This is a genomic window from Streptomyces sp. MH60 (assembly GCF_002939385.1).
Lineage (GTDB): Bacteria > Actinomycetota > Actinomycetes > Streptomycetales > Streptomycetaceae > Streptomyces.
In genome coordinates this window covers 1-25841 of record NZ_MULI01000093.1, presented here as the reverse complement: position 1 = coordinate 25841, position 25841 = coordinate 1, and the positions used below count along the sequence as shown (strand labels likewise).

Below are 25841 nucleotides of genomic sequence, written 5' to 3'. Positions count from 1 at the left end.
TCCCGGGCGGCGCGCGCCGCCGGGGCGGACGGGCCTCGCGGGTCCGGGCACCCGGCGGCGCGGCGGTTCCCTGTCGGACACTTCCGTCACCTGCCGGGGGTCGGGGTCGGGGTGGGCGTCGCCGCTGCGGTGGGGGTGGCGGCTGTGCTGGGTGTGGCCGCGGTGGTGGGCGTGGGGGCCGGTGCCGAGGGAGCGGTGTAGGGGGACGGCGTGCCCGTGGCCGCGCCGACGGACGTGGAGGCCAGCGCCTCGGGGGCGAGCACGAGCGGGGTGGCCGCGGCGGGCGCGGGGCTGGGCGAGCCCTTGACGGTGCCGTCGGGGTCGAGGAAGGCGGGGTCGCCGCCGGGCACCATCCCCAGTTCGCGGGCGCGGCGCTGGAGGGCCTGGGGGGCGGAGTAGGCGTCGATGTCCCGCTGGAGCGCCTGTTCCTCGTCGCTGAGCTCCTTGGTGCGCTGCTTGAGGTCGTCCAGCTGGAAGGAGCCCTCGCTCAGGGCGGAGTTCAGTACGAGGAGCCCGATGAGGCCGCCGCCGAGGAGGAGGACGACCAGCAGGACGAAGGGCGCCCGGGCCGCCTGGCCGCGGGTGCCGCCGGTCGGGAGGAGCCGGGCGAGCCGGGCCGCCCGGCCCTTCAGTTCGGGTTTCCCACTCACGCGCCCTCCCCTCCGCCCCGGGTGGGCCGTCCCCACCCTTGCCCGGCCTGCCTCGCTGGTGCCACCCGCCGCGCTGCCTTCACCCGAGGGACTCCCTGATGCGCTCGGCGCCGCGCAGCCGTGCCGGTGCCGCCCGCCGGTTCTCGGCGATCTCCTCCTCGGTGGGGAGTTCGGCTCCGCGGGTGAGCAGCTTGAGCCGTGGCGCGTACTGCTCGGGGACGACCGGCAGCCCGGGCGGCGCGGTGTTGGCGGCGCCGGCCGCGAACACCTGCTTGACCAGCCGGTCCTCCAGCGAGTGGTACGACAGCACGGCGATCCGTCCGCCCACCGCGATGGACTCGACGGCGGCCGGGATCGCCCGCTCCAGGACCGACAGCTCGCCGTTGACCTCGATCCGCAGGGCCTGGAAGGTGCGCTTGGCCGGGTTGCCGCCGGTGCGCTTGGCGGCCTGCGGCAGTGCCGCGCGGATCAGCTCCACGAGGCGGGCGCTGTTGGTGAACGGCTCCTTCTCGCGCTCGCGCACGACCGCGGACACGATCCGTTTGGCCTGCTTCTCCTCGCCGTACGCCCGCAGGATGCGGACGAGTTCGCCGGGCGGGTAGGTGTTGAGGACCTCGGCGGCGCTCATGCCGGTCGTCTGGTCCATCCGCATGTCGAGCGGGGCGTCCTGGGCGTAGGCGAAGCCGCGGCCGGCCTCGTCGAGCTGCATGGAGGAGACGCCGAGGTCGAACAGCACGCCCTGGACGCGGGGGACGCCGAGCCGGTCGAGCACGTCGGGCAGCTCGTCGTAGACGGCGTGCACGAGGGTGGCGCGCTCGCCGTACGGGGCGAGCCGCTCGCCGGACAGGCGCAGGGCCTCCTTGTCGCGGTCGAGCGCGACGAGCCGGGCCTCGGGGAAGCGTTGGAGGAGTGCCTCGCTGTGCCCGCCGAGCCCCAGCGTGCAGTCGACGACCACGGCTCCCGGCTCCTGGAGGGCGGGCGCCAGCAGGTCCAGACACCGCTGGAGCATCACCGGGACGTGTCGACTCTGGCTCAAGTGGGGCGGCCTCTCAGGTCCGGCACGGCGTCACGCACTGCCGGGTCCCCTCCCGCTCGCATCTGAAGGGGAGGCCTGCCGGCGCCAAGAGCGTCGGCCGGCCGGGAGCGGGAGGAGGCCGAGCCGTACGTACGCGCCGCGCACGTGGGGAGATCTGGCGGGACGTCGCCCAGGTCTCCGGGGAATTCAGTCCAGCAGGGAGGAACTCGCCTCCCGCTTCGCGTCACTTTAGTCCACCGTGTCGCCCGGTCAATCAACCGGCCTGCGCGTCGCGGACCCCGGCGTCCGCAAACCGGCATCGGGCGGCTTTTCACTCGGACGGCCGCATCCGCACCACCCTGTGGGTTGGCTCACAACAAGCCACGATGACGTTCTTTGTCCCGCTTCACAGCGGGCCACGCGCGGGGACGGCCAGTAACGTCATGGATATGACGACTTCTGCATCGGTACCCGCAGGCCCCGAATCCGCCATAGTGGCCGACCACACCGTCACCGACCGGCTCGTCGAGGCGAACGAGCGCTATGCCGCCGCGTTCACCGACCCCGGGATGGACGCCCGCCCCGTGCAGCGCGTGGCGGTCGTCGCCTGCATGGACGCGCGCCTGGACCTGCACGCGGCGCTCGGCCTGAAGCTCGGCGACTGCCACACCATCCGCAACGCGGGCGGTGTGGTCACCGACGACGTGATCCGTTCCCTGACCATCAGCCAGCGGGCGCTCGGCACCCGCAGCGTGGCCCTCATCCACCACACGGGCTGCGGCATGGAGACCATCACCGAGGACTTCCGGCACGATCTGGAGCTGGAGGTCGGCCAGCGTCCGGCGTGGGCGGTGGAGGCCTTCCGGGACGCCGACCAGGACGTGCGGCATTCGATCGAGCGGGTGCGCACCTCGCCGTTCCTGCTGCACACCGAGGACGTGCGCGGTTTCGTCTTCGACGTGCGGACCGGCCTGCTGCGCGAGGTCGACCCCGCCTGATCCGGTGGCCCGCCCCGGCGATTTCCGCCGTGCAAGCGCCGCAAAGGCCGTAAGGGCCGACATATCGCGGCCAGTTGTCCACAGGCGAGTGACACGAATCGGTAACGGCGGCAAGAATGCGGGATGTGGTGTCGCGCGGAACTTTTTCCGCGCGGCGTCCGTGATTCGGGGTGGGCCTTCCGCGGTGCGGGGCCGGCCCGGCAAGTTGGGGAACCTCCACTTCCCAGGGAGTGCGGGGAAAGGCCGAGGAGGGCCGGGTGACGACCTATGACGATCGGGCGAGCCATGGGGGTGCCCCCTCGGGAGCGTATGCGGGCGTGGGGGATGATCTGACCGCGGTGGTCGAGCGGGTACGCGGCTCGGTGGAGGGCGTGATCGAGGGCAAGCCCGAGGTGGTACGGCTCTCGCTGACCGTGCTGCTGGCCGAGGGGCACCTGCTGATCGAGGATGTGCCGGGGGTCGGCAAGACCATGCTGGCCAAGGCGCTGGCGCGGTCCATCGACTGTTCGGTGCGGCGGATCCAGTTCACGCCGGACCTGCTGCCCTCGGACATCACCGGGGTGTCCATCTGGGACCAGCAGCGCCGGGACTTCGAGTTCAAACCGGGTGCGATCTTCGCGCAGGTGGTGATCGGCGACGAGATCAACCGCGCGTCGCCGAAGACGCAGTCGGCGCTGCTGGAGTCGATGGAGGAGCGCCAGGTCACCATCGACGGCCAGACCTACGAGCTGCCCGCCCCCTTCATGGTGGTGGCGACGCAGAACCCGGTCGAGATGGAGGGCACCTACCCGCTCCCGGAGGCCCAGCGGGACCGTTTCATGGCCCGGGTCTCCATCGGCTATCCGAGCCCGGAGGCCGAGCTGCAGATGCTCGACGTGCACGGCGGGGTCAATCCGCTGGACGACCTGCAGCCGGTGGCGCACGCGCACGAGATCCTGAAGCTGATCGAGGCGGTCCGCGGCGTCCACGTGGCGGACCCGGTCCGGCGGTACGCGGTGGACCTGGTCGCCGCCACCCGCTCCCACCCGGACCTCAGACTCGGCGCCTCGCCGCGTGCCACGCTGCATCTGCTGCGCGCGGCGAAGGCGTCCGCCGCCCTGAGCGGCCGGGAGTACGCGCTGCCGGACGACGTGCAGGCCCTCGCGGTCGCCGTCCTGGCCCACCGGCTGCTGCCGACCGCGCAGGCCCAGCTCAACCGCCGCACCGCCGAGCAGGTGGTGGAGGAGATCCTGCAGCGCACCCCGGTGCCCGCGGCGCCCCAGCAGCAGCCGGGCTTCGGCGTGGGCCGCGGCACGCCGGCGTACGGTCAGCAGCCGCCGCGGAGGCTGTGATGGACGCCGGGGGGACGGACGGGTCCGAGGCCGACCGGGGTGAGGGCGGCGGTGTCCGGACCGCCCTGGCCGGTCTGACCACCCGCGGGCGCTCCTTCCTGGCCGCCGGTATCGCGGCGGCGGTCTGCGCGTACGTCCTGGGGCAGAGCGATCTGCTGCGGGTCGGGCTGCTCCTGGGCGCCCTGCCGCTGGTCTGCGCGGCCGTGCTCCACCGCACGCGGTACCGGGTCGCCGGCAGCCGCCGGCTCTCCCCCGGGCGGGTGCCCGCGGGCAGCGAGGCCCGGGTCCATCTGCGCGTCGACAACGTCTCCCGGCTGCCCACCGGTCTGCTGATGCTCCAGGACCGGGTGCCCTACGTGCTCGGTCCGCGCCCCCGCTTCGTACTCGACCGGGTGGAGCCCGGCGGTCGCCGCGAGGTGTCCTACCGGGTCCGCTCCGACCTGCGCGGCCGTTACCCGCTGGGCCCGCTGCAACTGCGCCTGACCGACCCGTTCGGCCTGTGCGAGCTGACCCGTTCCTTCTCGACGTACGACACGCTGACCGTGATCCCGCGCGTTCAGGCGCTGCCGCCGGTGCGGCTGAGCGGCGAGGCGAAGGGGTACGGCGAGGGCAGGCAGCGCTCGCTCGCCCTGGCCGGCGACGACGACGTGATCCCGCGCGGGTACCGCTACGGCGACGACCTGCGCCGCGTGCACTGGCGCTCCACCGCGCGCTACGGCGAGCTGATGGTGCGCCGCGAGGAGCAGCCGCAGCGGGCCCGCTGCACGGTGCTGCTCGACACCCGGGTCGTGGCCTTCGAGGGCGCGGGCCCCGACTCGGCCTTCGAGTGGGCGGTGTCGGGCGCGGCGTCGGTGCTGGTGCACATGCTGGAGCGGGGCTTCTCCGTCCGGCTGCTCACCGACACCGGCAACTCGGTGCCGGGCGAGGGCGCGGACGGCTTCGCGGGCGCGAGCCAGGGCACGGCCGACGCGGCCGGGCTGATGATGGACACCCTCGCCGTGATCGACCACTCCGACGGCACGAGCCTGTCGCGGGCGTACGACGTGCTGCGCAGCGGGAACGAGGGGCTGCTGGTGGCGTTCTTCGGCGACCTGGACGAGGAGCAGGCCACGGTGGTGGCCAAGATGCGGCAGCGCAGCGGCGGCGCCGTCGCCTTCGTCCTGGACAGCGAGACGTGGGCACGGGAACCGGGCGAGGTGCCCGGCCCGTTGGACGGAGCCGCGGAGCGGCTGCGGATGCTCCGCGAGTCGGGCTGGACCGCCGTGACCGTCCCACGGGGCGCCACCGTGGAGGAGCTGTGGCGCCTGGCCGACCACGAACGCACCACCCTCACCACGCCGACCGGCGGAAAGGGGACGCCATGAGCGGGCGGGCGCGGTTGGCGGTGTGTGCCTGGGCGGCCACCTTGATGGCGGCCTGTGCGTTGTTGCCGTTGGTCGAGCCGGCCACGTGGATCCTCCAGGCGGCGGTCCTGCTGGCGGTGCAGTCGGGCGTGGGCGCGGTGGCGCGGCGGGTACCGCTGGCCCGGCCGCTGACCATCGCGGCGCAGGCCGTGGTCACGCTGCTGCTGCTGACCGTGGTCTTCGCCCGGCAGCAGGCGCTCGCCGGGCTGATCCCCGGTCCGCAGGCCTTCCAGCGCTTCGCCGACCTGCTCCAGCAGGGCGGCGACGACATCGCCCGGTACGCGATCCCGGCGCCGCTGGAGTCCGACGGCATCCGGCTGATGCTGGTCGGCGGCGTCCTGGTGATCGGGCTGCTGGTGGACACCCTCGCGGTGACCTTCCGCAGCGCCGCCCCGGCCGGCCTGCCGCTGCTCGCCCTCTACTCGGTGGCCGCGGGGCTGTCCGAGGGCGGCGCCGACTGGCTGTGGTTCCTGGTCGCGGCGGTCGGCTATCTGACGCTGCTCCTGGCCGAGGGACGTGACCGGCTCTCGCAGTGGGGCCGGGTCTTCGGCGGCGCGGCGCGTGCCCCGGGCCCGGAGCAGGGGCGTGCCCTGGCCCCGGTCCGCACCGGACGGCGCATCGGCGCCTTCGCGCTGGGCATCGCCCTGGTGGTGCCGCTCGCCCTGCCCGCGATGGACGGCGGGCTGCTGGACAGCGCCGGCGGCGGCGTGGGCTCCGGCACCGGGGGCGGCGGCACGATCTCCGCGGTGAACCCGCTGGTCTCCCTGCGGGACAGCCTCAACGTCGACGAGGACCGCCAGGTCCTCTCCGTCCAGACGGATTCCGAGGACCTGTCCAACCTGTACCTGCGCATCGTGTCCCTGGACGACTTCGACGGCACCACCTGGAAGCCGTCCAAGCGGCACATCACCGCCGTGCCGGACGGCACGTTCCCCACCCCGGCCGGACTCGGTTCCGACATCAAGCGCACGGAGTCGCGGACCCTGGTGTCGGCCGCGGACTGGTACGCCCAGGACTGGCTGCCCATGCCCTACCCGCCCAGCGGCGTGCGCGTCGCGGGCAACTGGCGCTACGAGCCCGTCGGCATGACCCTGGTCGGCGATCACGGCCAGAACACCCGCGGGCTGAAGTACGAGGTACGCAGCCTGAATGTGCAGCCGACGGCGGAGCAGCTCGCCGCGGCTCCCCCGCCGCCGTCGGCGCTCCTGCGCGAGTACACGCGGCTGCCGGACTCGCTGCCCGCGGTGGTCTCCCGGACCGCCCGCGAGGTCACCGCCGGCGCCGCGAACCCCTACCAGCAGGCGGTCAGGCTCCAGGAGTACTTCGCGGTCAACGGCGGTTTCGAGTACGACACCCAGGTCAAGGTCGGCAGCGGCTCGGAGGCGATCGCCCGGTTCCTGAAGGAGAAGGAGGGCTTCTGCGTCCACTTCTCCTTCGCCATGGCGGCGATGGCCCGCTCCCTGGGCATTCCGGCCAGGGTCGCGGTCGGCTTCGCGCCGGGCTCCCCGCAGGCGGACGGCTCGGTGTCCGTGGGGCTGCGGGACGCGCACGCGTGGCCCGAGGTGTACTTCGAGGGCGTGGGCTGGACCCGCTTCGAGCCGACGCCGACGCGTGGCTCGACCCCGTCGTACACCATCACGGACCGGCCGGGCAGCTCGGTGCCGGAGCCGGTCGTGCCGTCGCAGAACACGGAGACGGAGCCGTCGGCCGCGCCCTCGTCGAACGACACCTGTTCCCCGCAGGACAAGAAGCTGGACGCCTGCTCCACCGAGACCGCGGCGGCCCTGCCCGTCACCGGCGGCGACGGACCGAAGTGGTACGCGCTGCTGGCCTGGGCCCTGGCCGGGCTCGCGGTGCTGCTGGTCCCGCTCGCCCCGATGCTGTGGCGGCTGCGCGCCCGGGCGGTACGGCTCGGGTCGCACGGCCGCGGTGCGGCGGACGCGGGCCCGCACACCCTCGCGGTGTGGCGGGAGCTGACCGACACGGCGTGGGACCTCGGCATTCCGCCCCAGGAGTCGCAGACCCCGCGCAAGACGGCGGGCCGCGTCGTCCGGCTGGGCCGGCTGGAGCCGACGGCCGCGCAGGCGGTGCACCGGGTGGCGGACGCCGTGGAGCAGGTCCTCTACGCGCCCCACCCGCGCCTGACGGCGGGGCTGACCGAGGACGCCCGGCTGGCGGCCGCGGGTCTGCGGGCCGCGGCCGGCCGCGGCACCCGGCTGCGCGCACGGTTCGCCCCGCGTTCGGCCATTCGGGTGACCTGGGCGGTGTCGTCCCGGTGGACTGCCCTGAAACGACGCGCCGCGACGGCCCGACCGGCGTGGCGAAAGACCTCGGACCAACAGGGCTGAGCCCGCCGGGCCGGTGGGGCTGAGCCCGTCGAACGGCAGGGCGAGGCGGCGGTCCCGCCGCGGGGAGGAGAGGGCGGCCCCCGGCGTCCTCAGGTGCTCCTGGGCGTGCGTGAGGGGGTGACCACCGTCCGGGTGGTCACCCCCTCGCGCGGATGTCCTGGTGAGCTGCTCGGCGGCGTTACTGGCCGCCCTGCTGCTCATCCCTGCGGCGCTGCCAGCGCTCGTCGATGCGATCCATCATCGAGCGTTTCTGGCGTCCTTGGCGGCGTGCTGCCTGCGGACCGGCGCCGGCCGCCTGCTGCTCGCCCGGTTTGGGGGCCTTGCGCCAGCCGGTCACGGCGAGCACCGCGCACCCCAGCATGACGAGGAAGCCCACCACGCTGAGCCACACCTGCTGGGCGACCATACCGGCCATGAGGAGCGCAATACCTACGAGGAAGCCCGCGACCGCCTGGTAGACCCGTCGCCGGGTGTACGTACGCAGCCCGCTTCCCTCGAGCGCTGTCGCGAACTTGGGATCTTCGGCGTACAGCGCTCGCTCCATCTGCTCGAGCATGCGCTGCTCGTGCTCCGAGAGCGGCACGGAGTCCTCCTCATCGTGCAGTCGCCGGGGCGACCCGGGGGGTCCCTTCAGGATAGGCAGGGAATCGCCCCCGTGAAACCCGCCCCTCTGCGCCAATTGACCAACCGGACTCCGTCATGGCCGTACCGGCTCGCTGAAGTTCCCATTCCCCAGCGGCCGACCCGTCATGCCGGGCGGTCTCCCTCGATCATACGGCGACTGCCCCCCGTTCGGGGGGCCTGTGGCGTACTCCATCTGCAGTCGCGCCCCTGATCAGCGCGTCACCCCACCGGTCGGCTCAGACCCCGTCGGTCCCCGGCGTCTCACCGAGCACATGGAGCTGCGTGGCCACGGAGTGGAACGCGGCGAGTTCGGCCGCCGCGGCCTCCAGCTTCAGCAGGGCGTCCATGGCGCCGGGCTCGGTGTCCACCAGCCCGCCGGGGACGAGGTCGGCGAAGACGCGTACACCGTGCACGGCGCCGACCCGGAGTCCGGCGGCCTCGACCAGCCCGGTGAGCTGCTCGGCGGTGAACCGGCGCGGCACGGGGTCACCCGTGCCCCAGCGGCCGTCCGGGTCGTCCAGGGCCTGCCGGGCCTCGGTGAAGTGACCGGCGAGGGCACGCGCGAGCACGGCGCCGCCGAGGCCCGCGGCGAGCCGGCTGAGGACGCCGTCGGCGCGCAGGGCCGCCACCACGTTGCGGACGCCCTCGGCGGGGTCGTCCACGTACTCCAGGACGCCGTGGCACAGCACCGCGTCGTAGCCGCCGCGCTCGACCACGTCGAAGAGGCCGCGGGCGTCGCCCTGGACGCCCCGCACGCGGTCGGCGACACCGGCCTCGGCGGCCCGGCGCTCCAGGGCGAACAGGGCGTTGGGGCTCGGGTCCACGACGGTGACGCGGTGGCCGAGGCCGGCCACGGGCACCGCGAAGTTGCCGCTGCCGCCGCCGGTGTCGAGGACGTCCAGTGTCTGGCGGCCGGTGGCCTTGACCCGGCGGTCCAGAGCGTCCTGGAGGACGTCCCAGACCACGGCGGTGCGCAGGGCGGCCCGGGACCGGGAGGGCTCGGGGCGCGGAGCCGCCGTGTGCGGTCGGGGCTGGGAGGCGGGCGGGCGCATCGGGTCCGACACGGCAGTTGACTCCTCGGCGCGGCACCGCCTCGGACACGGGCGGAGCGGAACGGGCTGCCGCCCCCGGGCCCGGTGCGGGGAGGGGGAGGCTTCAGGCGACTCCCACCCTATTGCCTACGCCGCGCCCGCCGGGCACCCGTCCGTCACCCGCTCATCCGGCGTCCGGCAGGTCGCGGCCGGGGTGACCGGCGTCGGAGCGGCCGGACCGCTCGGGGCCCGGTGGGTCCGCGTCGGGCCGGGGCTGGGGCAGGACCGGCTGGAGGACCAGCATCCGCTCCACCAGGCGCAGGAACATCGCCACGTCGCGTATCAGGTCGTCGGCGTCCCGGGTGCCCGCGGCGCCCTGGATGCCCGCCTCGGCGCGGGCCCGGCGCCGTGCGCCGGAGGCGAACAGCGCGCTCCAGTCGGACAGCTCGGGCGCGATCTCGGGCAGCACCTCCCAGGCGCTGCGGATGCGGGCCCTGGCCCGCGGGCTGGTCTCCGGGCGGCCGCGCGCGGCCAGCACGGCGGCGGCGGTGCGCAGGGCGGCGAGGTGGGCCGTCGCGTACCGCTCGTTCGGCGTTTCCAGGGCGGTGGCCTCCTCCAGTCCGGCCCGGGCCTGGGCGAGCAGGTCGAGGGCGGCGGGCGGGGCGGTCGTCCGGCGGAGCACGGGGTGCACGTCGCTCGCCGGTCCGGTCAGTGAGGGTGCAGGGCCGGCTGCGCGGCGCCGCCGGGCGGCGGCTGCGGACGAGTGGGCCATGACGATCCTCCTGTCGTCTCCGTGACGGCACGCCCCTGGCAGGAGGTGCCGTATGTGCCCATCGTGAGGTATGGCACTGACAATCCGTTCTGACCTGGACTTTTGATTCGATCGACAGTTCGGTCCGGGTCCCGGGGGCCTGCGGTGACGCCCTGGTGCGGGGTGCTGTGAGAATCGGGACCATGGAAAGCAGCAGCACCGCCTCGCAGAGCGGCAGCCGTCGCGAGGCCACCCGGCAGAAGCTCTACGAGGCGGCGGTCACCCTCATCGCCGAGCAGGGCTTCTCCGCCACCACCGTGGACGAGATCGCCGAGCGGGCCGGCGTCGCGAAGGGCACGGTCTACTACAACTTCGCCAGCAAGTCCGTCCTCTTCGAGGAGCTGCTGCGGCACGGTGTCGGCCTGCTGACCGCCTCGCTGCGCCAGGCCGCGGAACAGACCGCCCGGGAGGGCCGCGGCCGGGTCGACGCCCTGGACGCGATGATCCGCGCGGGGCTCGTCTTCATCGACCGCTATCCGGCCTTCACCCAGCTGTACGTCGCCGAGCTGTGGCGCACCAACCGGGCCTGGCAGTCCACGCTGCTGGTGGTCCGGCAGGAGGCCGTGGCGGTGGTGGAGGGGGTGCTGCGCGCGGGTGTGGCGAGCGGTGAGTTCAGCGAGGAGATCGACGTGCCGCTGACCGCCGCCGCGCTGGTCGGCATGGTTCTGGTGGCCGCGCTGGACTGGAAGGCGTTCCAGCCGGAGCGCTCCCTGGACGACGTGCACGCCGCGCTGTCGCGGCTGCTCCAGGGGCGCGTGAGCGGCCGGGGCTGAGCGCGGAGGGGGCGGGGCGGGCCCGCGCGGGCCGCGCACGAAGAACGCCGGTCCGTGGTGGCCGCGTCCCCCGCGGGCCGCCGTCGGACCGGCGCCTTCTCCTGCTCCCCCGTACGTCCCCCCGTCGGAACTCCCGTCGCCGGTCGTCCCTCCGGGCTCCCCCGGTCTCGCTCCCACCGACCACGGTCGGCGGAAGGAGCGGATCGCGGGCCCGGCTCCGTTCCGGCGCCCCGTGCCGCCGGTGCCGGAGCCGTGCCCCTCTCCGTGTCTCCACTCTCTCTTTCCCGCAGGTCGGAGCCCATCCGCGCGCGTACTCATCTGCCGGACTAGGTACAGCTACTCAGCCCTGGGCACCCCGCCCCACGGCGCGGCGCCGCCGACCGGTCACCTGGACGTCCGTTGTGGTGCTCAGCCCTCGCACGGCGGTGTCGGTGGCGGCGGCTAAAGTCCCTGGCATGGCACGGATTGCGGTGATCGGCGCCGGGATGGGCGCCATGGCGGCGGCCGCCCGGCTGGCCGTCGCGGGCCACCGGGTGGTGGTGTACGAGCGGACGCGGACGTACGGCGGAGCCCTGGGCCGGTTCGAGCGGGACGGGTTCTCCTTCGACACCGGCCCCGGTCTGCTCCCGCTGCCCGCGGTCTGGCGCGATCTGTTCGTGAAGACCGGCAAGGAGCCGCTGGAGTCGTGCGTCGAGCTGGTCCAGGTCGACCCGTCGTCCCGGCACGTGTTCGCCGACGGCACGGCCGTCTCGCTGCCGAACGCCTCGCGCGCGGGTGTCGTCGCCGCCCTGGACGCGGCGCTCGGTGCGGGCGCCGGGCAGCGCTGGGGCGATTTCCTGGTGCGGGCCCGGGAGACCTGGGACCGGACGCGCCGCCCCCTGCTGGAGGAGCCGCTGTGGCCGAACTGGCGGGTGCTGGCCGAGCGCGAGCCCTATCCGGCGGTCCCGCACAAGCGGCTGCTGCGCACCCGCCGGGCGGAAACACTCGCCGAGGTCGGCGCCTGGGAGCTGCGCGACGCCCGGCTCGCCGCCCTGCTGGAGGGCCACGCGCTCGCCCACGGCCTGGACCCGCGCACCGCCCCGGCGAACACCGCCGTCCTGCCGTACATGGAGTACGCGTTCGGCGTCTGGTACGTGCGCGGCGGCGGTCTGCGGGAGCTGGCGCGGGCGGTGTACGAGCGGTGTCTGGCCCGCCGGGTCGAGTTCCGCTTCGGGGCCGAGGTCACCGGGATCGTCGAGAAGGACGGCCGGGTGGCGGGCGTGGAGCTGGCCGAAGGGGCCCTGGAGGAGGCCGAGTTCGTGGTCTCCGGGGTGGCGCCGGAGGTACTGGAGCGCCTGTGCGGTGGAGCGCCGGTGCGCGGCGCGGACGAGGTGCCGGCGCGGCGCGGCGGGTCGAGCCGGCTGACGGTGCTGCTGGCACTGCGGGGCGGCCGGCCCGAGGGCACGGCGCACCGGACGGTGGTGCACGCGGCGGACCGTGAGGCCGAGTTGGACCGCCTGTTCGGCGCCGCTCCCGGGATGGCCGCGCGGCCGACCGTCACCGTCCTGCGGCCCGAGGACCCGGCGCTGGTCCCGGACGCGGACCACGAGGCGGTGACACTCAGCGTGACGGTGCCCGCCCTGGACGGCGCGTCCGACCGGGCCACGACCGAGGTGTCCGCCCGCCGGGCCGAGCAGTTGATCGACGTCGCCGCGCGGGCGGTACCGGACCTGCGCGACCGCCTCCTGTGGCACGAGGTGCGCACCCCGGCCGAGGTCGCGGCGGACACCGGCGTGGCGGACGGCGCGATTCCGGTGCCGGCGCTGGCGGGCGCCGGCGGACGACTGCTGCACCCGTCGAACGGCACGCGCACCGAGGGTCTGTTCACGGTCGGCGGCTGGTCGCACCCCGGCGGCGGTCTGCCGCACGCGGGGATGTCGGGCGCGCTGGTGGCCGGACTCGTGGTGGAGGGACCGGGGTTCCGCGGCTCCCAGTGAGCGGCCGGCGGGCCGGTCACCGGGCGCCGGAGACCCCGTCGGCGGACAGGGACCTCAGGAAGGGTTCCTCAGTAGCGGTACTGCTCGTCGTAGCCCTGGCCTTGACCCTGGCCCTGCGGCTGGCCGTTGCCCTGGTAGGGGTACGGCGGCTGCTCGGGCGGGAGTTCGCCGCCGTAGGGGTCGTCGGTGCTGCGCTGCTGCGGCACCCACACCCCGCCGGCCGGGGTCTCACCGCCGTAACCGCCGGGCGCGCCGGTGGCGTACTGGTCCTGCCCGTAGCCCTGCTGGCCGTAGTTCTGCGCACCGGTCGTGTCGTAACCGCCGGTGTCGTACGCCCCGCCGTCGTAGGTGGGGGTGCCGATGTACGGGTCGGAGTAGGCGGCGTACTGCTGCTGGGCGCCGGTGTCGTAGCCGTAGTCCTGCTGCTGGCCGTAGCCGGAGTAGTCGTAGGCGTAGGCCTGGTCGGCGCCCGGCGCGGTGGCCGCCTGCTGCTGGCCGGTGCCGTAACCGGCGTCGGTGTACACGCCGTACGAAGCGGTGTCGTCCGGCATGGGCTGCGGTTCGTAGACGGCGGTGGTCTCCGCGGCCGAGGGGTCGGCGGTGGGCCGGGCCGGGGTGAAGACGTCGTCGCGGTCGTAGTCGTCGTGCCCGTAGGGCGGGACGTCCTGGCCCGGGGTGTGGGCCTGGGCGCGCTCGTCGTAGCCGTCCTGGCGGTCCCGGTCGCCCTCGGCGGGTCCGAGCCCGGAGACCTCCAACGCCGGTTCCCGGCGGCCCCGTTCGGGGCGCCCGCGCTTGCCGACGAGGCTCGCCGGGGCGTTGACCGCCCAGCCGGCCTCGAAGCCGCGGCGGAACGACAGCGTGACGTAGGTCTGGCCGACCGCGAAGGCGGCGGCGCCGAGACCGATGACGAGCACGTTCGACATCAGCACGCCGGCGACGACGCCGACGAAGCCGCCGAAGGCGAGCAGCCGCCAGCGCAGCCGCGCCTTGTACTGCAGCAGCACCTCGCCGAGCAGCCACAGCGCGACGACGCCGAACGCGATGTAGAGGACCGTCCAGCCCATGTACGCCCCTCTCCCAGTGACCGTTACGCAGTGTGTCGCAAATACGTGCGGCCGGTCTAGGCCCGCGGTGGGTGGTGCAGGCCCAGGTTCTCGTAGATTTCCAGGGTCGCCGTGGAGTTGTTGAGCGTGATGAAGTGCAGTCCGGGCACCCCTTCGGCCAGCAGCCGCGCGCAGAACTCCGTGGCGAACTCGATGCCGATCGAGCGTACAGCCGCCGGATCGTCCTTGGCTGTGAGGATCCGCTCTTTCAGCTCCGGCGGGAACGAGGCGTTGCTGAGCTTCGGCAACCTCTCCAGCATCTTCACACTGGTCACCGGCATGACCTCGGGGATGACCGGGGTCGCGCAGCCGGCCGCGGCGACCCGGTCGCGCAGCCGGAGGTAGGACTCGGGCTGGAAGAACATCTGGGTGATGGCGTAGTCGGCACCGGCCCGGCACTTGTCGACGAAGTGCGTCACGTCCGTGTCCCAGTCGGCGGAGCGCGGGTGCATCTCGGGGAAGGCCGCGACGCCGACGCAGAAGTCGCCCGACTCCTTGATGAGCCTGACCAGTTCGGCGGCGTAGGTCAGTCCCTCGGGGTGTGCGATCCAGTCGGCGCCCGGGTCGCCGGGCGGGTCGCCGCGCACGGCCAGCATGTTGCGGATCCCGGCGTCGGCGTACTGGCCGATGATGTTGCGCAGCTCGGCGACGGAGTGGTCGACGGCGGTGAGGTGGGCCACCGGGGTCAGCGTGGTGTCGGCGACGATCTGCTGGGTCTCGCGGACCGTGCCCGCGCGCGTGGAGCCGCCGGCACCGTAGGTCACGGAGACGAAGTCCGGGGCCACGGCCTCGACCCGCCTCAGCGCGCTCCACAGGTTCTTCTCGCCCTTGGGCGTCTTCGGCGCCGAGAACTCGAACGAGTACGTCGTCTTGCCGGTGGCGAGGATGTCACGCACCGTGCGGGCGCGATCAGTCCTCGTGCTTGCGGTTCCGAGGGCCATATGGGCAGGTTAGCCAGGGTGCGGCGGTCACCCAACCGGATGCGGGATATTTGTCCACATTGTCGAGTTGTTGTCCACCCTTTGGACACCTGCCCGTCGGAGACCCGTCGCAGACCTGCCGGAGACGACGCGCCGCGACGGCGTGCGGCTACGCCGGTGCCGGGGCCGCCTGCCGCAGCCGCTTCGCGAACTCGGCCGCCGCCGCGCCCGGGTCGTCGGCGGCGGTGATCGCGCGGACGACGACCACGCGCCGGGCCCCCGCGTCCAGCACCTCGTCGAGGTTGCCGAGGTCGATGCCGCCGATCGCGAACCAGGGGCGGTCGGTGCCCAGCGCCGCCGTGCGGCGGACCAGGTCGAGGCCGGGTGCGTGGCGGCCGGGCTTGGTGGGGGTCGGCCAGCAGGGACCGGTGCAGAAGTAGTCCACGCCCTCCTGGGCGGCGGCCGCGGCGGCCTCGGACTCGGCGTGCGTGGAGCGGCCGACGAGGACGTCGTCGCCGAGGATCGCCCGGGCGGCGGGCACCGGCAGGTCGCCCTGGCCGAGATGCAGCACGTCGGCCCGGGCGGCGTGGGCGACGTCCGCGCGGTCGTTGACGGCGAGGAGCTTGCCGTGGCGGGCGCAGGCGTCGGCGAAGACCTCCAGGTGCTCCAGTTCCTCGGCCGCCTCCATTCCCTTGTCCCGCAGCTGCACGATGTCGACGCCGCCGGCGAGCACGGCGTCCAGGAACTCGGGCAGGTCGCCCTCGCTCCGGCGGGCGTCGGTGCACAGGTAGAGCCGGGCGTCGGCGAGCCGGGCGCGGGCGGTGGTGGCGGTGTCGGGCATGCGGGTGTCCCCCGGGTGAGGTGGCGCGGGCCCGTGACGGGCCGAGCGATGGTGGCGTACGGGCGCCCGGCGTGCGCGGCGGCCCGCACGCCGGGCGGTGTGGCGGATCGGCGAGGGGGCCGGTCAGACGGCGAGCGCCTGGGCGCGGCGCTTCACCTCCGTACCGCGATTCTCACTCAGGGCCTGGGCGGGGGTGCCGGGCAGGCTCGGGTCGGGCGTGAAGAGCCACTCCAGCATCTCCTCGGCCGTGAAGCCGTCGTCCCGCAGCAGCGTCAGGGTCCCGACCAGGCCCTTGACGACCTTGTCCTCGTCGATGAAGGCCGCGGGGATGTGCAGTGCGCGGTTCTCACCGCGGCGTACGGCGATGAGCTGGCCTTCCTTGATCAGCTGGCGCACCCGGGTCACCTCGACACCGAGCATCTCGGCGATGTCGGGAACGGTGAGCCAGGCGGGTACGAGAGCATCAATCTTTGCGTCAATCTCGGTCACGCCTCCAGCCTGCCACCTGGCACTGACAGTCGGAAACCCGACTACGCCGTGGCCGTCGCCGCCTTGAGCGGCTTCGCCGGGTCGGCCAGCAGGTCCGGGTCCATCGGCGTACCCGCCTGGATCAGGCGCTTGCCCTGCGCCAGGTCGCGGGGGCGGCCCACCGCCAGCAGGGCGACCAGGCGGCCCTCGCGCAGCCAGCAGACCGTCCACGCCTCACTCGCGGGGTCACCGCGCCACAGGGTGGTGTCGGCGTCCGTGTGGTGGCCGGCGTACTGGACGAAGCGGCCGAACTGCTCGGACCAGAAGTACGGCACCGGGTCGTACGCCGCCGGGGTCCGGCCGGCCGGGGTGCCGACGATGTCGGCGGCGACCGTGCGCGGGCCCTGGAGGGCGTTGTCCCAGTGGTGCACCAGGAGCCGCTCGCCGTAGCGGGCGGAGGGGAAGGAGGCGCAGTCGCCGACCGCGTGGACGTCCGGCGCGGAGGTGCGCAGGAGGTCGTCGGCCAGGACCTCGCCGTGCGCGCCGAGGGCGATGCCGGAGCCGGCCAGCCAGCCGGTGGCGGGGCGGGCGCCGATGCCGACGACCACCGCGCCTGCGGCCAGCCGGGTGCCGTCGTCGAGGACGACCCGACCGGACTCACCGGGGCCGCCGGGCTCGACGCGCTCCACGCGCGCGCGGGTGCGCAGTTCGGCGCCGGCGTCGGCGTACCAGGCGGTCATCGGCGCGGCGACCTCGGCGGGCAGCGCGTCGGCCAGCGGCCGGTCGGCGGCCTCCACCACAGTCACCGCGCAGCCCGCCTCGCGCGCGGCGGTGGCGAACTCGGCGCCGATCCAGCCCGCGCCGACCACCACGATGTCGTGCTGCCGGGCGAGCACCGGCCGCAGCCGCTCGGCGTCGTCCAGGGTGCGCAGCAGATGCACGCCGGGCACGCCCTCGGCGCCCGGGAGGCGGACCGGTTCGGCGCCGGTCGCCAGGACGAGGACGTCGTAGGGCACGGGCCCCTCGGAGGTGTCCAGGACGTGCTCGCCGGGGCGGACGCCCAGGGCCTCGCAGCCCAGCCGCAGGGTGATGCCGAGCGCCTCGAAGTCGACGTCGAAGGCGGAGCCCTCCGCGGTGCCGAGCAGGACGGCCTTGGACAGCGGGGGGCGGTCGTACGGTTGGTGCGGCTCCGCGCCGATCAGGGTCACCGGGCCGGTGAAGCCCTGTTCGCGCAGGGCGACCGCGGTCTGCACACCCGCCATCCCGGCGCCCACGACGACCGCACGCCGCTCCGCGTCCGCCGCCGCTCCCTGTCCCCGTTCCCGCGTCTGCTCGCTCACCTGATCACCATAGACACCCGGCGTTTCGCCGGTCAGTGCCCGCGCGCGGTGAGCTGCTCCACGACGCTGGTCCCGCTGCCCGGCTGCGACTCCCACTCCCAGGTCTCGTCCAGCCGAACGCGCCCGTCGGGCAGTTCGACGACGGTGGACACGCAGTGCCCCGACGACGTACTGCCGTCGGTCCTGAGCTGCACGTACCGGAAGTCGAGGCGGTCGCCCTCCCTGGTGCCCACCAGGTGCCCGCGGACGACGTCGCCTCCCGCGTACTCGGCCCACACGGCGCCGTCCCGCTCGTGGTAGGTGAACCGGGTCCGGGTACCCACCTGGCCGGGCGCCTGGTCGGCGACGGGGGCGAGGACGAGGCCGTCGAGTGATCGCGCCACGGGTGGAGGCTCCCTTACACGTGCGATGCGCTGCGGGCTAGGGTGGCCAACGTAAGGCACTCGCGGGAGCCCGGACGCACCGGGCTGAGAGGGAGGCTGGCGGCCTCCGACCGTACGAACCTGATCCGGGTCATGCCGGCGAAGGGAGGGGCTGGACGCCCATGTCGTCTCCACCGCACACGCCTCGTACGTCTCGTACACCCGACGTCCTCGTCGTCGGCGGCGGGATCATCGGGCTCGTCACCGCCTGGCGGGCCGCGCAGCGCGGGCTGGTCACGGCCCTCGTGGACCCCGAGCCGGGCGGCGGGGCGGCCCAGGTGGCGGCCGGGATGCTGGCCGCCGTCACGGAGCTGCACTACGGCGAGGAGACGCTGCTCGCGCTGAACCTCGCCTCGGCCCGCCGTTACCCGGAGTTCGCGGCCGAGCTGACCGAGCTGACCGGCCACGACCTCGGTTACCGCCGCTGCGGCACGCTCGCCGTCGCGCTGGACGCCGACGACCGCGCCCACCTGCGCGAACTGCACGCGCTCCAGCAGCGCTCCGGACTGGAGTCCGAGTGGCTGTCGGGGCGCGAGTGCCGACGTCTGGAGCCGATGCTCGCGCCGGGCGTGCGCGGGGGCCTGCGGGTGGACGGCGACCACCAGATCGACCCCCGCCGCCTCGCCCGCGCGCTGGTGGCCGCCTGCGGACACGCGGGCGTGGTCTTCCACCGGGCGTGGGCCGAGCGGCTCACCGTCGGCCCCGGGGACCGGGCCGCGGGCGTCGTCACCGCCGACGGCACCGCGCTGGAGGCCGGGCGGGTGGTGCTGGCCGGGGGCAGCCTGAGCGGGCGGCTCTCGGGCGTGCCGGAGGCCGTGCTGCCGCCGGTGCGGCCCGTGAAGGGGCAGGTGCTGCGGCTGACCATGCCGCGGACGCCGGGGCCGCTGCTGAACCGGACCGTGCGTGCCGTGGTGCGCGGCAACCACGTCTACCTGGTGCCCCGGGAGAGCGGTGAGCTGGTCGTCGGCGCCACCAGCGAGGAGCTGGGCTGGGACACGACGGTCACCGCGGGCGGCGTCTACGAGCTGCTGCGCGACGCGCACGAGCTGGTTCCCGGCATCACGGAGCTGCCCCTGACGGAGACCCGCGCGGGTCTGCGCCCCGGCTCCCCGGACAACGCGCCGCTGCTCGGCCCGACCGCGCTGGACGGCCTGCTGCTGGCCACCGGTCACCACCGCAACGGCGTCCTGCTCACCCCCGTCACCGGCGACGTCATGGCGGACGCCCTGACCGGCGGGGAGCTGCCGGAGGAGGCCCGGCCCTTCAGCCCCCGGCGCTTCAGCGCCGCCCCCGCACTCTCGGAGCAGCCCGCATGAACATCTCCGTCAACGGCGAGCCGCGCGAGGTGGCTCCCGGCACCGCCCTGGACGCGCTGGTGGGCACGCTCACCCGGGCGCCGTCCGGGGTGGCCGCCGCCCTGAACGAGACCGTCGTCCCGCGCGCGCGGTGGTCCGCCACCGCGCTGTCCGAGGGCGACCGCGTCGAGGTCCTCACCGCCGTCCAAGGAGGCTGACCATGGCCGACGATCCCTTTGTCCTCGGCGGCACGACGTACGCGTCCCGCCTGATCATGGGTACGGGCGGGGCGCCCAGCCTGGATGTGCTGGAGCGCGCGCTGGTGGCCTCCGGTACGGAGCTGACGACCGTCGCGATGCGGCGGGTGGACGCCTCGGTGCACGGCTCGGTGCTGTCCGTGCTGGAGCGGCTCGGCATCCGGGTGCTGCCGAACACGGCCGGCTGCTTCACCGCCGGGGAGGCGGTGCTCACCGCGCGGCTGGCGCGCGAGGCGCTCGGCACGGACCTGGTCAAGCTGGAGGTCATCGCCGACGAGCGCACGCTGCTGCCGGACCCGGTCGAGCTGCTGGACGCGGCGGAGACGCTGGTCGACGACGGGTTCACCGTGTTGCCGTACACCAACGACGACCCGGTGCTCGCGCGGAAGCTGGAGGACGTCGGCTGTGCGGCGATCATGCCGCTGGGCTCGCCGATCGGGTCCGGGCTCGGGATCCGCAACCCGCACAACTTCCAGCTGATCGTGGAGCACGCGCGCGTGCCGGTGATCCTGGACGCGGGGGCCGGTACGGCCTCGGACGTGGCGCTGGCGATGGAGCTGGGGTGTGCGGGTGTGATGCTCGCCTCGGCGGTGACGCGGGCGCAGGAGCCGGTGCTGATGGCTGCCGCGATGCGGGCGGGGGTGGAGGCGGGGCGGTCGGCCCGGCGGGCCGGGCGGATTCCGCGGCGGCATTTCGCCGAGGCGTCGTCTCCTGCGGAGGGCTTGGCGGTGCTGGATCCGGAGCGGCCCGCCTTCTAGGCGCCGGTGCGATCGGACACGAGGGCGCGGCCCGGCGTTGCGGGGCGCCTCCCCCAGTGCCCGAACGGCCTGGGAGGGTACCCCCGTCGCCCACCCGAGCCGCCCCGGCGGCACGACTGCCCGCGGTCGCGTACGTCACAGGTCCGCTGCAGACCCGACCCGATTCTGGTCGGCGACGCGGGGTGTCGGTGTCGGCTCGTAGACTCACCTGCGTGGACACGACCCTTCAGGACCCTCTCGTCGGGCAGGTGCTCGACGGCCGGTACCGCGTCGAGGCGCGGATCGCGGTCGGCGGGATGGCCACGGTCTACCGGGCCGTGGACACCCGCCTGGACCGCGTGCTCGCGCTGAAGGTGATGCACCCGACGCTCGCGACCGACGCCACCTTCGTCGAGCGGTTCATCCGCGAGGCCAAGTCGGTGGCCCGGCTCGACCACCCCAATGTCGTCCAGGTCTTCGACCAGGGTGCCGAGGGGGCGTACGTCTACCTGGCGATGGAGTACATCGCGGGCTGCACCCTGCGGGACGTGCTGCGCGAGCGCGGGGCGCTCAGGCCGCGGGCCGCGCTGGACATCCTGGAGCCGGTCCTCGCGGCGCTCGGTGCCGCGCACCGGGCGGGGTTCGTGCACCGGGACATGAAGCCGGAGAACGTGCTGATAGGCGACGACGGCCGGGTCAAGGTCGCCGACTTCGGCCTGGTCCGCGCCGTGGACACCGTCACCAGCACCACCGGTGCCGTCCTCGGCACCGTCTCCTATCTGGCGCCCGAGCAGATCGAGCAGGGCACCGCCGACCCCCGGGTCGACGTCTACGCGTGCGGTGTCGTGCTGTACGAGATGCTGACCGGCGCCAAGCCGCACGACGGGGACTCCGCCGCGGCGGTGCTCTACAAGCACCTCCACGAGGACGTGCCGCCGCCGTCGGCGGCCGTGCCGGAGCTGGCGTACGAGCTGGACGAGCTGGTCGCCGCGGCCACCGCGCGCAACCCGGAGATCCGGCCGCACGACGCCGTGGCGCTGCTCGCGCGGGCCCGCGAGGCGCGTGAGGCGCTGAGCACGGCCCAGCTGGACGCCGTGCCGCCGCAGGCGCTCGCCGCGGAGCACGACAACGCCGAGGACCGCACGAGCGTGATCCCGCGCGCGCTGACGATGCCCCGGCCGCTGCCCGTCAACGAGGACGACGAGGACGACGGCACGGAGGCCCGCTTCGCCGCGGACGGCGGGTTCGGCGCGGGCGGGGTCAACCGCACCAGCCGGCTCACGGCTCCCCCGCCCCCCGCCGCCCCGTCCCGGCGGCTCCGGCTGCGCCGCGGCCCGCTGACGATCGTCGTGGCCGTCCTGCTGGTGCTCGGGGTCGGCACGGGCGTCTGGTACATCAACTCCGGCCAGTTCACCAAGGTGCCGCCGCTGCTGTCCAAGACCGAGGCGCAGGCCCGGGACCGGCTGGACGACGCCGGTCTCGACGTCGGCAAGGTGCGGCACGCCTACAGCGACACCGTGGAGCGGGGCAAGGTCATCAGCACCGACCCGGGGGTGGGCGACCGCATCCGGAAGAACGACTCCGTGTCGCTCACCGTCTCCGACGGGCCCGACACCGTGAAGCTGCCGGACGTGGCGGGCTACAAGCTGGACAAGGCCCGGACGCTGCTGGAGGACGAGGGGCTGGAGCCGGGCATGGTGACCCGGGCGTTCAGCGACGAGGCGGCCAAGGGCTTCGTGATCTCCACCAAGCCCCGGCCGGGCACCACGGTGCGCGCGGGCTCCGCGGTCGCCCTGGTCGTCAGCAAGGGCAGCCCGATCGACGTCCCGGACGTCACCGGCGACGACCTGGACGAGGCGCGGGCCGAGCTGGAGGGGGCCGGTCTGAAGGTGGAGGTCGCCGAGGAGCGGGTGAACTCGGAGTACGACAGCGGCCAGGTGGCCCGGCAGACGCCGGAGCCGGGCGGCCGGGCCGCCGAGGGGGACACGGTGACGCTCACGGTGTCCAAGGGCCCCCGGATGATCGAGGTCCCGGACGTGGTCGGGGACAGCGTGGACGACGCCAAGCGGAAGCTCGGGGACGCGGGCTTCGAGGTGGACGAGGACCGCGGTCTGCTCGGCCTGTTCGGCGACACCGTCAAGAAGCAGTCCGTGGACGGCGGGGACACGGCTCCCGAGGGCTCGACGGTCACCATCACGATCCGCTGACCCGGCGGCCGAACAGGCCGAACACCTGGTCAACCGGCCGTACGCAAAGGGTTGTTGTCCCCTCTGCTTCCCCCGGCGGGGACCGCTACTATGGCGGCTCCGCAGACGGTCGGGGCCTGCGGTGGCGGACGGGGGGAGGGCGTCTTGGCGGCGGAACCGGTCGTACGGACGGCCGTCACCGACGACTGGCAGGTGAGCATCCTCGGCCCGGCCGGGAACCCGGTCGGCGGCGGCGTCATCGTCCCGCCGCGCTATGTGCTGACCTGCGCCCACGTCGTGACGTCGGCCATGGGCGGCCGCCTGGAGGACGACCCGCACGCCACCGTCACGGTGACCCTCAGCAGCGGGCTGAAGCTGACCGGCTCCCCGGGCGGCGGGCACCGCTACACGGGCGGGAGCCACCACGAGGACGTCTCGGTGCTCACCCTGCACGGCGACCTGGGGCAGGCGGGCGGCCGGTTCCCCACCTCGCACGCCCATCTGTCCACCGGCGGCTACGCCGCCAAGCGGCCCATGCAGGTCTACGGCTATCCGCAGGGCCAGCCGCACGGGGTGTGGGCGGACTGCCTGATGGCCGGGCGGGGCGGCCCGGAGTCGGCGCTGATCCAGCTGAACGACGCACCGGACACCGGCCGCCGGGTGGCCCGCGGCTACAGCGGCTGCGGCGTCCGGGACGCCGTGACGTCCCGCGTCGCCGGGCTCGCCGTGCTCCGCGACAAGTCGCCCGAGGCGGGCGTGACCTGGATGATCCCGCTGGAGCGGCTGGCCCGCGACTGGCCCCCGTTACGGGCGGCGCTGGCGCTGTCCGGCGACCGTCCCCCGCCGCCGCCCGCGCCGGGCCCGCCGGACCCGGACGACGGCCCGTTCGACGACGAGGCCATGGACGACCTCTACCGGCTGCTGCTCGACGGCCGGCTCGCGATGCCCGGCCTGGTGGCGCTGCGCGACGACGCGCTCGGGCCGGTGCGCCGCCCCTGGCAGGGCTCCCCCGAGGACATCCTCGGCATCGTGCACGACCTGCGGCACATCGCCCAGGCTGGCCGGCCGGTGCCGCCGCTGCTGACCTTCGTCGCCGCGCTGTCCCGGCGGGTCCCCGGGCCCCGCGGACAGGAACTGGCCCGTTGGGTGCGCGGGCGGGCGGGACACTGCACCCCGGCGGTCGACCCCGGTCCGCTGCTCGAACGCCGGGTGCGCCCCGGCGGGGCGGGCACCCGCTGGACGTACGCCACCTTCCGCGTCACCCCCGCGTCACCGAGCCGGCACTACCTGCTCGACGTCTTCCGGCAGCACGAGGGCGCCCCGCGGGAGGCCGTGCGGCAGTACACCGAGGCCATGCGGCTGGGGCGGCTGGAGCGGCTCGTGGTGGACGAGATCACCCGGATGCGCCGGGAGAAGGCCATCGACTCCCCCGACCTGTTCGTGGAGTTCGTCCTGCCCCGCGAGCTGCTGGCCCGGCCGGTCGACGGCCTGCCGATCGCGACCCCGAGCGGCGCGGAGGTGCGTCTGGGGGTGGTGCACCCGGTCGCCGTGCGCAGCCTCGAGCGCCAGAACGCGTCGGAATGGGTCGACTGGGGGCATAACTGGTCCCGGAAGTGGGACAGGATGAAGGCATTGTCCGCACTCTCCGGAGAGGGCGTGGTCGCGGTGGTCCCCGCCCGGAACCAGGACGGTTCGTCCTACGAGGCCCTGTTCTCCGCCCTGTACGCGGACGACGGACCGCTGGCCCTGGTCCTCGGGTTCCCGCCGCGGGTGTCCCGCAGGCGCGCCCCCGACGCCGAGTTCGACGCGGCCCTGGACGCGGGGGTCCCCGCCCTGGTGTGGGCGCACGACGAGCAGGACGGCCCGTCCGTCGCCGCCGACCTGCCGGACCGGTTGCGGACCGCCGGGGCGCGCACGCTGCCCGGGGAGGTGCTGCGGGCCCGCCGCGGGGAGTGGTCGTCCCGGCCGGGTGCGGCCCGGCCGCGGGTCGGGAGCGGTCTGCGCCTGGGCTTCCTGTGGGACCCGTTCGACCGGCTGCCCCCGCACACGCCCCTGACCCCACCAGCTCCCGCTCCCGGAGGTGCCTCGTCGTGACCGAGCCCGCAGCCCCGCAGCCGCCGGCGTGGTGGATCTACCGCGGTGACGGTGTCCCGCACAACGGCATCGAACGGCTGCCCGACCCGCCGAGCTGGCGCCCGCTGCAACAGGGCATGCCGCCGCAGGACGAGCCCGTGCCCCCGCAGCCCGCGGACACCCGGCGCGGCCGGGTCTTCCAGGTGGACCGCGGCCTGGTGGACGCGGTCAACGCGGCCCTGCTGCTGCGCCGCCCGCTGCTGCTGACCGGGCGCCCGGGCACCGGCAAGTCCACCCTCGCGCACGCGGTCGCCTACGAGCTGGGCCTCGGCCCCGTCCTGCACTGGCCGGTGACCTCGCGCACCACGCTGCGGGACGGCCTGTACGCCTACGACGCCATCGGCCGGCTGCACGAGGCCAACCTGCGCCGCGCCGGCCTGGAGACCGGGGACAGCACCGGCGACATCGGCCGCTTCCTGCGGCTCGGTCCGCTGGGCACGGCGCTGCTGCCCCGCCGCCGGCCCCGGGTCCTGCTCGTCGACGAACTCGACAAGAGCGACATCGATCTGCCCAACGACCTGCTCACCGTGTTCGAGGAGGGCCGCTTCACCGTCGAGGAGCTGCTGCGGCTGCCGCCGGAGCAGCGCACCGCCCCGGTACGGACGGCGGACGGGCAGAGCGCACCCGTGACGGACGGCGAGGTGGAGTGCTGGGCGTTCCCCTTCGTGGTGATCACCTCCAACGAGGAGCGGGAGTTCCCCGCCGCCTTCGCCCGGCGCTGCCTGCGCTACGACATCGAGCAGCCGGGACCCGACCGGCTGGCCGCGATCGTCGCCGCGCATCTGGGCGCCGACGCGCTGGAGGAGGCGGCGCCCCTGGTGGAGGCGTTCCTCGCGGAGCAGAGCAACGGCAGCGTCGCCGTGGACCAGTTGCTGAGCGCCATCCAGCTGGCGCGGGCGGGCGCCGACGAGGACCCGGAGCAGTGGCAGGACCTGCTGCGCACCCTGTGGCGGCACCTGGAGACGGGACCCTGATGCCGTACGAACCGCCGGAGCGCCCCGCTCCGGACGCCCGGGAGATCGCCGAGGTCCTGTGGCTCGCGGCGCGGCTGGCCCACGCGCCCCAGGACCCGGAGCCCGCCCGTCCGGCGGCGGGCACCCCCCGGCTGTCCGGGATCGCGGGCCAGCTGGAGCCGGGCTCACCGCACCGCCGGCCGGGTGCCCGGCCGACGGCGGACCC

23 protein-coding genes, 1 pseudogene and 1 riboswitch are annotated in these 25841 nt (G+C 74.6%); of the genes and pseudogenes, 13 read left to right on the top strand and 11 right to left on the bottom strand.

The window, feature by feature from the left end; genetic code table 11:
* Positions 1-86: 86 nt before the first annotated feature.
* Positions 87-650, bottom strand: a complete 564-nt coding sequence (locus BZZ08_RS33895) for a septum formation initiator family protein (RefSeq protein WP_198601855.1) — start codon at positions 648-650, stop codon at positions 87-89.
* Between the two features lie 79 nt (positions 651-729).
* Entirely contained in the window at positions 730-1686 is a 957-nt protein-coding gene (gene rsmH, locus BZZ08_RS33890) for a 16S rRNA (cytosine(1402)-N(4))-methyltransferase RsmH (protein WP_104636027.1), read from the bottom strand.
* Positions 1687-2114: 428 nt separating this feature from the next.
* Here rsmH and BZZ08_RS33885 point away from each other — a divergent pair, with 428 nt between their 5' ends.
* The 4 genes from BZZ08_RS33885 to BZZ08_RS33870 all read left to right on the top strand — a co-directional run bounded on the left by BZZ08_RS33885 (position 2115) and on the right by BZZ08_RS33870 (position 7745).
* Positions 2115-2663 carry a beta-class carbonic anhydrase gene (locus tag BZZ08_RS33885; protein ID WP_198601854.1) on the top strand — a complete coding sequence of 183 codons (549 nt, stop codon included), beginning with the start codon at positions 2115-2117 and terminating at the stop codon, positions 2661-2663.
* 257 nt (positions 2664-2920) lie between these two features.
* Entirely contained in the window at positions 2921-3994 is a 1074-nt protein-coding gene (locus BZZ08_RS33880) for an AAA family ATPase (protein WP_446750286.1), read from the top strand.
* The gene (locus BZZ08_RS33875) at positions 3994-5358 is read left to right on the top strand and encodes a DUF58 domain-containing protein (protein ID WP_198601853.1); all 1365 of its coding nucleotides are present in this window, start codon (positions 3994-3996) and stop codon (positions 5356-5358) included. Before BZZ08_RS33880 ends, BZZ08_RS33875 begins: the two co-directional genes overlap by 1 nt.
* The gene (locus tag BZZ08_RS33870; protein ID WP_104636023.1) at positions 5355-7745 is read left to right on the top strand and encodes a transglutaminase TgpA family protein; all 2391 of its coding nucleotides are present in this window, start codon (positions 5355-5357) and stop codon (positions 7743-7745) included. Before BZZ08_RS33875 ends, BZZ08_RS33870 begins: the two co-directional genes overlap by 4 nt.
* Before the next feature lie 178 nt (positions 7746-7923).
* Here the strand turns inward: BZZ08_RS33870 and BZZ08_RS33865 are convergent, their stop codons facing one another.
* The 3 genes from BZZ08_RS33865 to BZZ08_RS38885 form a co-directional block, all read right to left on the bottom strand.
* Positions 7924-8328 carry a spore wall synthesis complex protein gene (locus BZZ08_RS33865; protein WP_007448475.1) on the bottom strand — a complete coding sequence of 135 codons (405 nt, stop codon included), beginning with the start codon at positions 8326-8328 and terminating at the stop codon, positions 7924-7926.
* A 277-nt stretch (positions 8329-8605) separates the two neighbouring features.
* The gene (locus BZZ08_RS33860) at positions 8606-9433 is read right to left on the bottom strand and encodes a methyltransferase (RefSeq protein ID WP_198601852.1); all 828 of its coding nucleotides are present in this window, start codon (positions 9431-9433) and stop codon (positions 8606-8608) included.
* Between the two features lie 151 nt (positions 9434-9584).
* Positions 9585-10172 carry an SAV_6107 family HEPN domain-containing protein gene (locus tag BZZ08_RS38885; RefSeq protein ID WP_157953363.1) on the bottom strand — a complete coding sequence of 196 codons (588 nt, stop codon included), beginning with the start codon at positions 10170-10172 and terminating at the stop codon, positions 9585-9587.
* 182 nt (positions 10173-10354) lie between these two features.
* Here BZZ08_RS38885 and BZZ08_RS33850 point away from each other — a divergent pair, with 182 nt between their 5' ends.
* Positions 10355-10984, top strand: coding sequence for a TetR/AcrR family transcriptional regulator (locus BZZ08_RS33850; RefSeq protein ID WP_104636022.1), 630 nt, complete (start codon positions 10355-10357; stop codon positions 10982-10984).
* 455 nt (positions 10985-11439) lie between these two features.
* Positions 11440-12960: a phytoene desaturase family protein gene (locus BZZ08_RS33845; protein ID WP_104636021.1), complete on the top strand. Its 1521-nt coding sequence runs from the start codon at positions 11440-11442 to the stop codon at positions 12958-12960.
* A 68-nt stretch (positions 12961-13028) separates the two neighbouring features.
* Here BZZ08_RS33845 and BZZ08_RS33840 read toward each other — a convergent pair whose 3' ends face one another.
* The 6 genes from BZZ08_RS33840 to BZZ08_RS33815 all read right to left on the bottom strand — a co-directional run bounded on the left by BZZ08_RS33840 (position 13029) and on the right by BZZ08_RS33815 (position 18015).
* Positions 13029-14024 carry an SCO2102 family sporulation regulator gene (locus BZZ08_RS33840; RefSeq protein ID WP_104636020.1) on the bottom strand — a complete coding sequence of 332 codons (996 nt, stop codon included), beginning with the start codon at positions 14022-14024 and terminating at the stop codon, positions 13029-13031.
* A 56-nt stretch (positions 14025-14080) separates the two neighbouring features.
* Positions 14081-15004 carry a methylenetetrahydrofolate reductase [NAD(P)H] gene (gene metF / locus BZZ08_RS33835; RefSeq protein ID WP_104636019.1) on the bottom strand — a complete coding sequence of 308 codons (924 nt, stop codon included), beginning with the start codon at positions 15002-15004 and terminating at the stop codon, positions 14081-14083.
* A 148-nt stretch (positions 15005-15152) separates the two neighbouring features.
* Entirely contained in the window at positions 15153-15824 is a 672-nt protein-coding gene (gene thiE / locus BZZ08_RS33830; RefSeq protein ID WP_104636018.1) for a thiamine phosphate synthase, read from the bottom strand.
* A gap of 123 nt (positions 15825-15947) precedes the next feature.
* Entirely contained in the window at positions 15948-16313 is a 366-nt protein-coding gene (locus tag BZZ08_RS33825; protein ID WP_043373911.1) for an Rv2175c family DNA-binding protein, read from the bottom strand.
* A 41-nt stretch (positions 16314-16354) separates the two neighbouring features.
* Entirely contained in the window at positions 16355-17632 is a 1278-nt protein-coding gene (locus BZZ08_RS33820; protein WP_104636017.1) for an NAD(P)/FAD-dependent oxidoreductase, read from the bottom strand.
* 32 nt (positions 17633-17664) lie between these two features.
* Entirely contained in the window at positions 17665-18015 is a 351-nt protein-coding gene (locus tag BZZ08_RS33815) for a hypothetical protein (RefSeq protein ID WP_104636016.1), read from the bottom strand.
* A gap of 52 nt (positions 18016-18067) precedes the next feature.
* A riboswitch (TPP riboswitch) is annotated at positions 18068-18179 on the top strand.
* Here BZZ08_RS33815 and thiO point away from each other — a divergent pair.
* The 7 genes and pseudogenes from thiO to BZZ08_RS33780 all read left to right on the top strand — a co-directional run.
* Complete coding sequence (gene thiO / locus BZZ08_RS33810) at positions 18177-19370, top strand: glycine oxidase ThiO (protein ID WP_104636015.1); 1194 nt, start codon at positions 18177-18179, stop codon at positions 19368-19370. It overlaps the preceding riboswitch by 3 nt.
* Positions 19367-19567 (top strand): sulfur carrier protein ThiS, encoded by a 201-nt coding sequence (gene thiS, locus BZZ08_RS33805; RefSeq protein ID WP_052841451.1) that lies wholly within the window; start codon positions 19367-19369, stop codon positions 19565-19567. The genes thiO and thiS overlap by 4 nt, the downstream gene beginning before the upstream one ends.
* 2 nt (positions 19568-19569) lie before the next feature.
* Entirely contained in the window at positions 19570-20364 is a 795-nt protein-coding gene (locus tag BZZ08_RS33800) for a thiazole synthase (RefSeq protein ID WP_104636014.1), read from the top strand.
* A 212-nt stretch (positions 20365-20576) separates the two neighbouring features.
* The gene (gene pknB, locus BZZ08_RS33795) at positions 20577-22550 is read left to right on the top strand and encodes a Stk1 family PASTA domain-containing Ser/Thr kinase (protein WP_198601851.1); all 1974 of its coding nucleotides are present in this window, start codon (positions 20577-20579) and stop codon (positions 22548-22550) included.
* A 144-nt stretch (positions 22551-22694) separates the two neighbouring features.
* A complete protein-coding gene (locus BZZ08_RS33790; RefSeq protein ID WP_104636012.1) occupies positions 22695-24623 on the top strand; it encodes a VMAP-C domain-containing protein in 1929 nt (642 codons plus the stop codon).
* The gene (locus tag BZZ08_RS33785) at positions 24620-25636 is read left to right on the top strand and encodes an AAA family ATPase (protein ID WP_241965634.1); all 1017 of its coding nucleotides are present in this window, start codon (positions 24620-24622) and stop codon (positions 25634-25636) included. Before BZZ08_RS33790 ends, BZZ08_RS33785 begins: the two co-directional genes overlap by 4 nt.
* Positions 25636-25841, top strand: a pseudogene (locus tag BZZ08_RS33780) (hypothetical protein); the annotation flags it as partial. The gene BZZ08_RS33785 and the pseudogene BZZ08_RS33780, both read left to right, overlap by 1 nt.

Coding starts and splice junctions, on each gene's coding strand:
- BZZ08_RS33885 (WP_198601854.1), top strand. CDS start 2,115: ATGACGACTTCTGCATCGGTACCCGCAGGCCCCGAATCCGCCATAGTG.
- BZZ08_RS33875 (WP_198601853.1), top strand. CDS start 3,994: ATGGACGCCGGGGGGACGGACGGGTCCGAGGCCGACCGGGGTGAGGGC.
- BZZ08_RS33870 (WP_104636023.1), top strand. CDS start 5,355: ATGAGCGGGCGGGCGCGGTTGGCGGTGTGTGCCTGGGCGGCCACCTTG.
- BZZ08_RS38885 (WP_157953363.1), bottom strand. CDS start 10,172: ATGGCCCACTCGTCCGCAGCCGCCGCCCGGCGGCGCCGCGCAGCCGGC.
- BZZ08_RS33850 (WP_104636022.1), top strand. CDS start 10,355: ATGGAAAGCAGCAGCACCGCCTCGCAGAGCGGCAGCCGTCGCGAGGCC.
- BZZ08_RS33845 (WP_104636021.1), top strand. CDS start 11,440: ATGGCACGGATTGCGGTGATCGGCGCCGGGATGGGCGCCATGGCGGCG.
- BZZ08_RS33840 (WP_104636020.1), bottom strand. CDS start 14,024: ATGGGCTGGACGGTCCTCTACATCGCGTTCGGCGTCGTCGCGCTGTGG.
- metF (WP_104636019.1), bottom strand. CDS start 15,004: ATGGCCCTCGGAACCGCAAGCACGAGGACTGATCGCGCCCGCACGGTG.
- thiE (WP_104636018.1), bottom strand. CDS start 15,824: ATGCCCGACACCGCCACCACCGCCCGCGCCCGGCTCGCCGACGCCCGG.
- thiO (WP_104636015.1), top strand. CDS start 18,177: ATGTCGTCTCCACCGCACACGCCTCGTACGTCTCGTACACCCGACGTC.
- thiS (WP_052841451.1), top strand. CDS start 19,367: ATGAACATCTCCGTCAACGGCGAGCCGCGCGAGGTGGCTCCCGGCACC.
- BZZ08_RS33800 (WP_104636014.1), top strand. CDS start 19,570: ATGGCCGACGATCCCTTTGTCCTCGGCGGCACGACGTACGCGTCCCGC.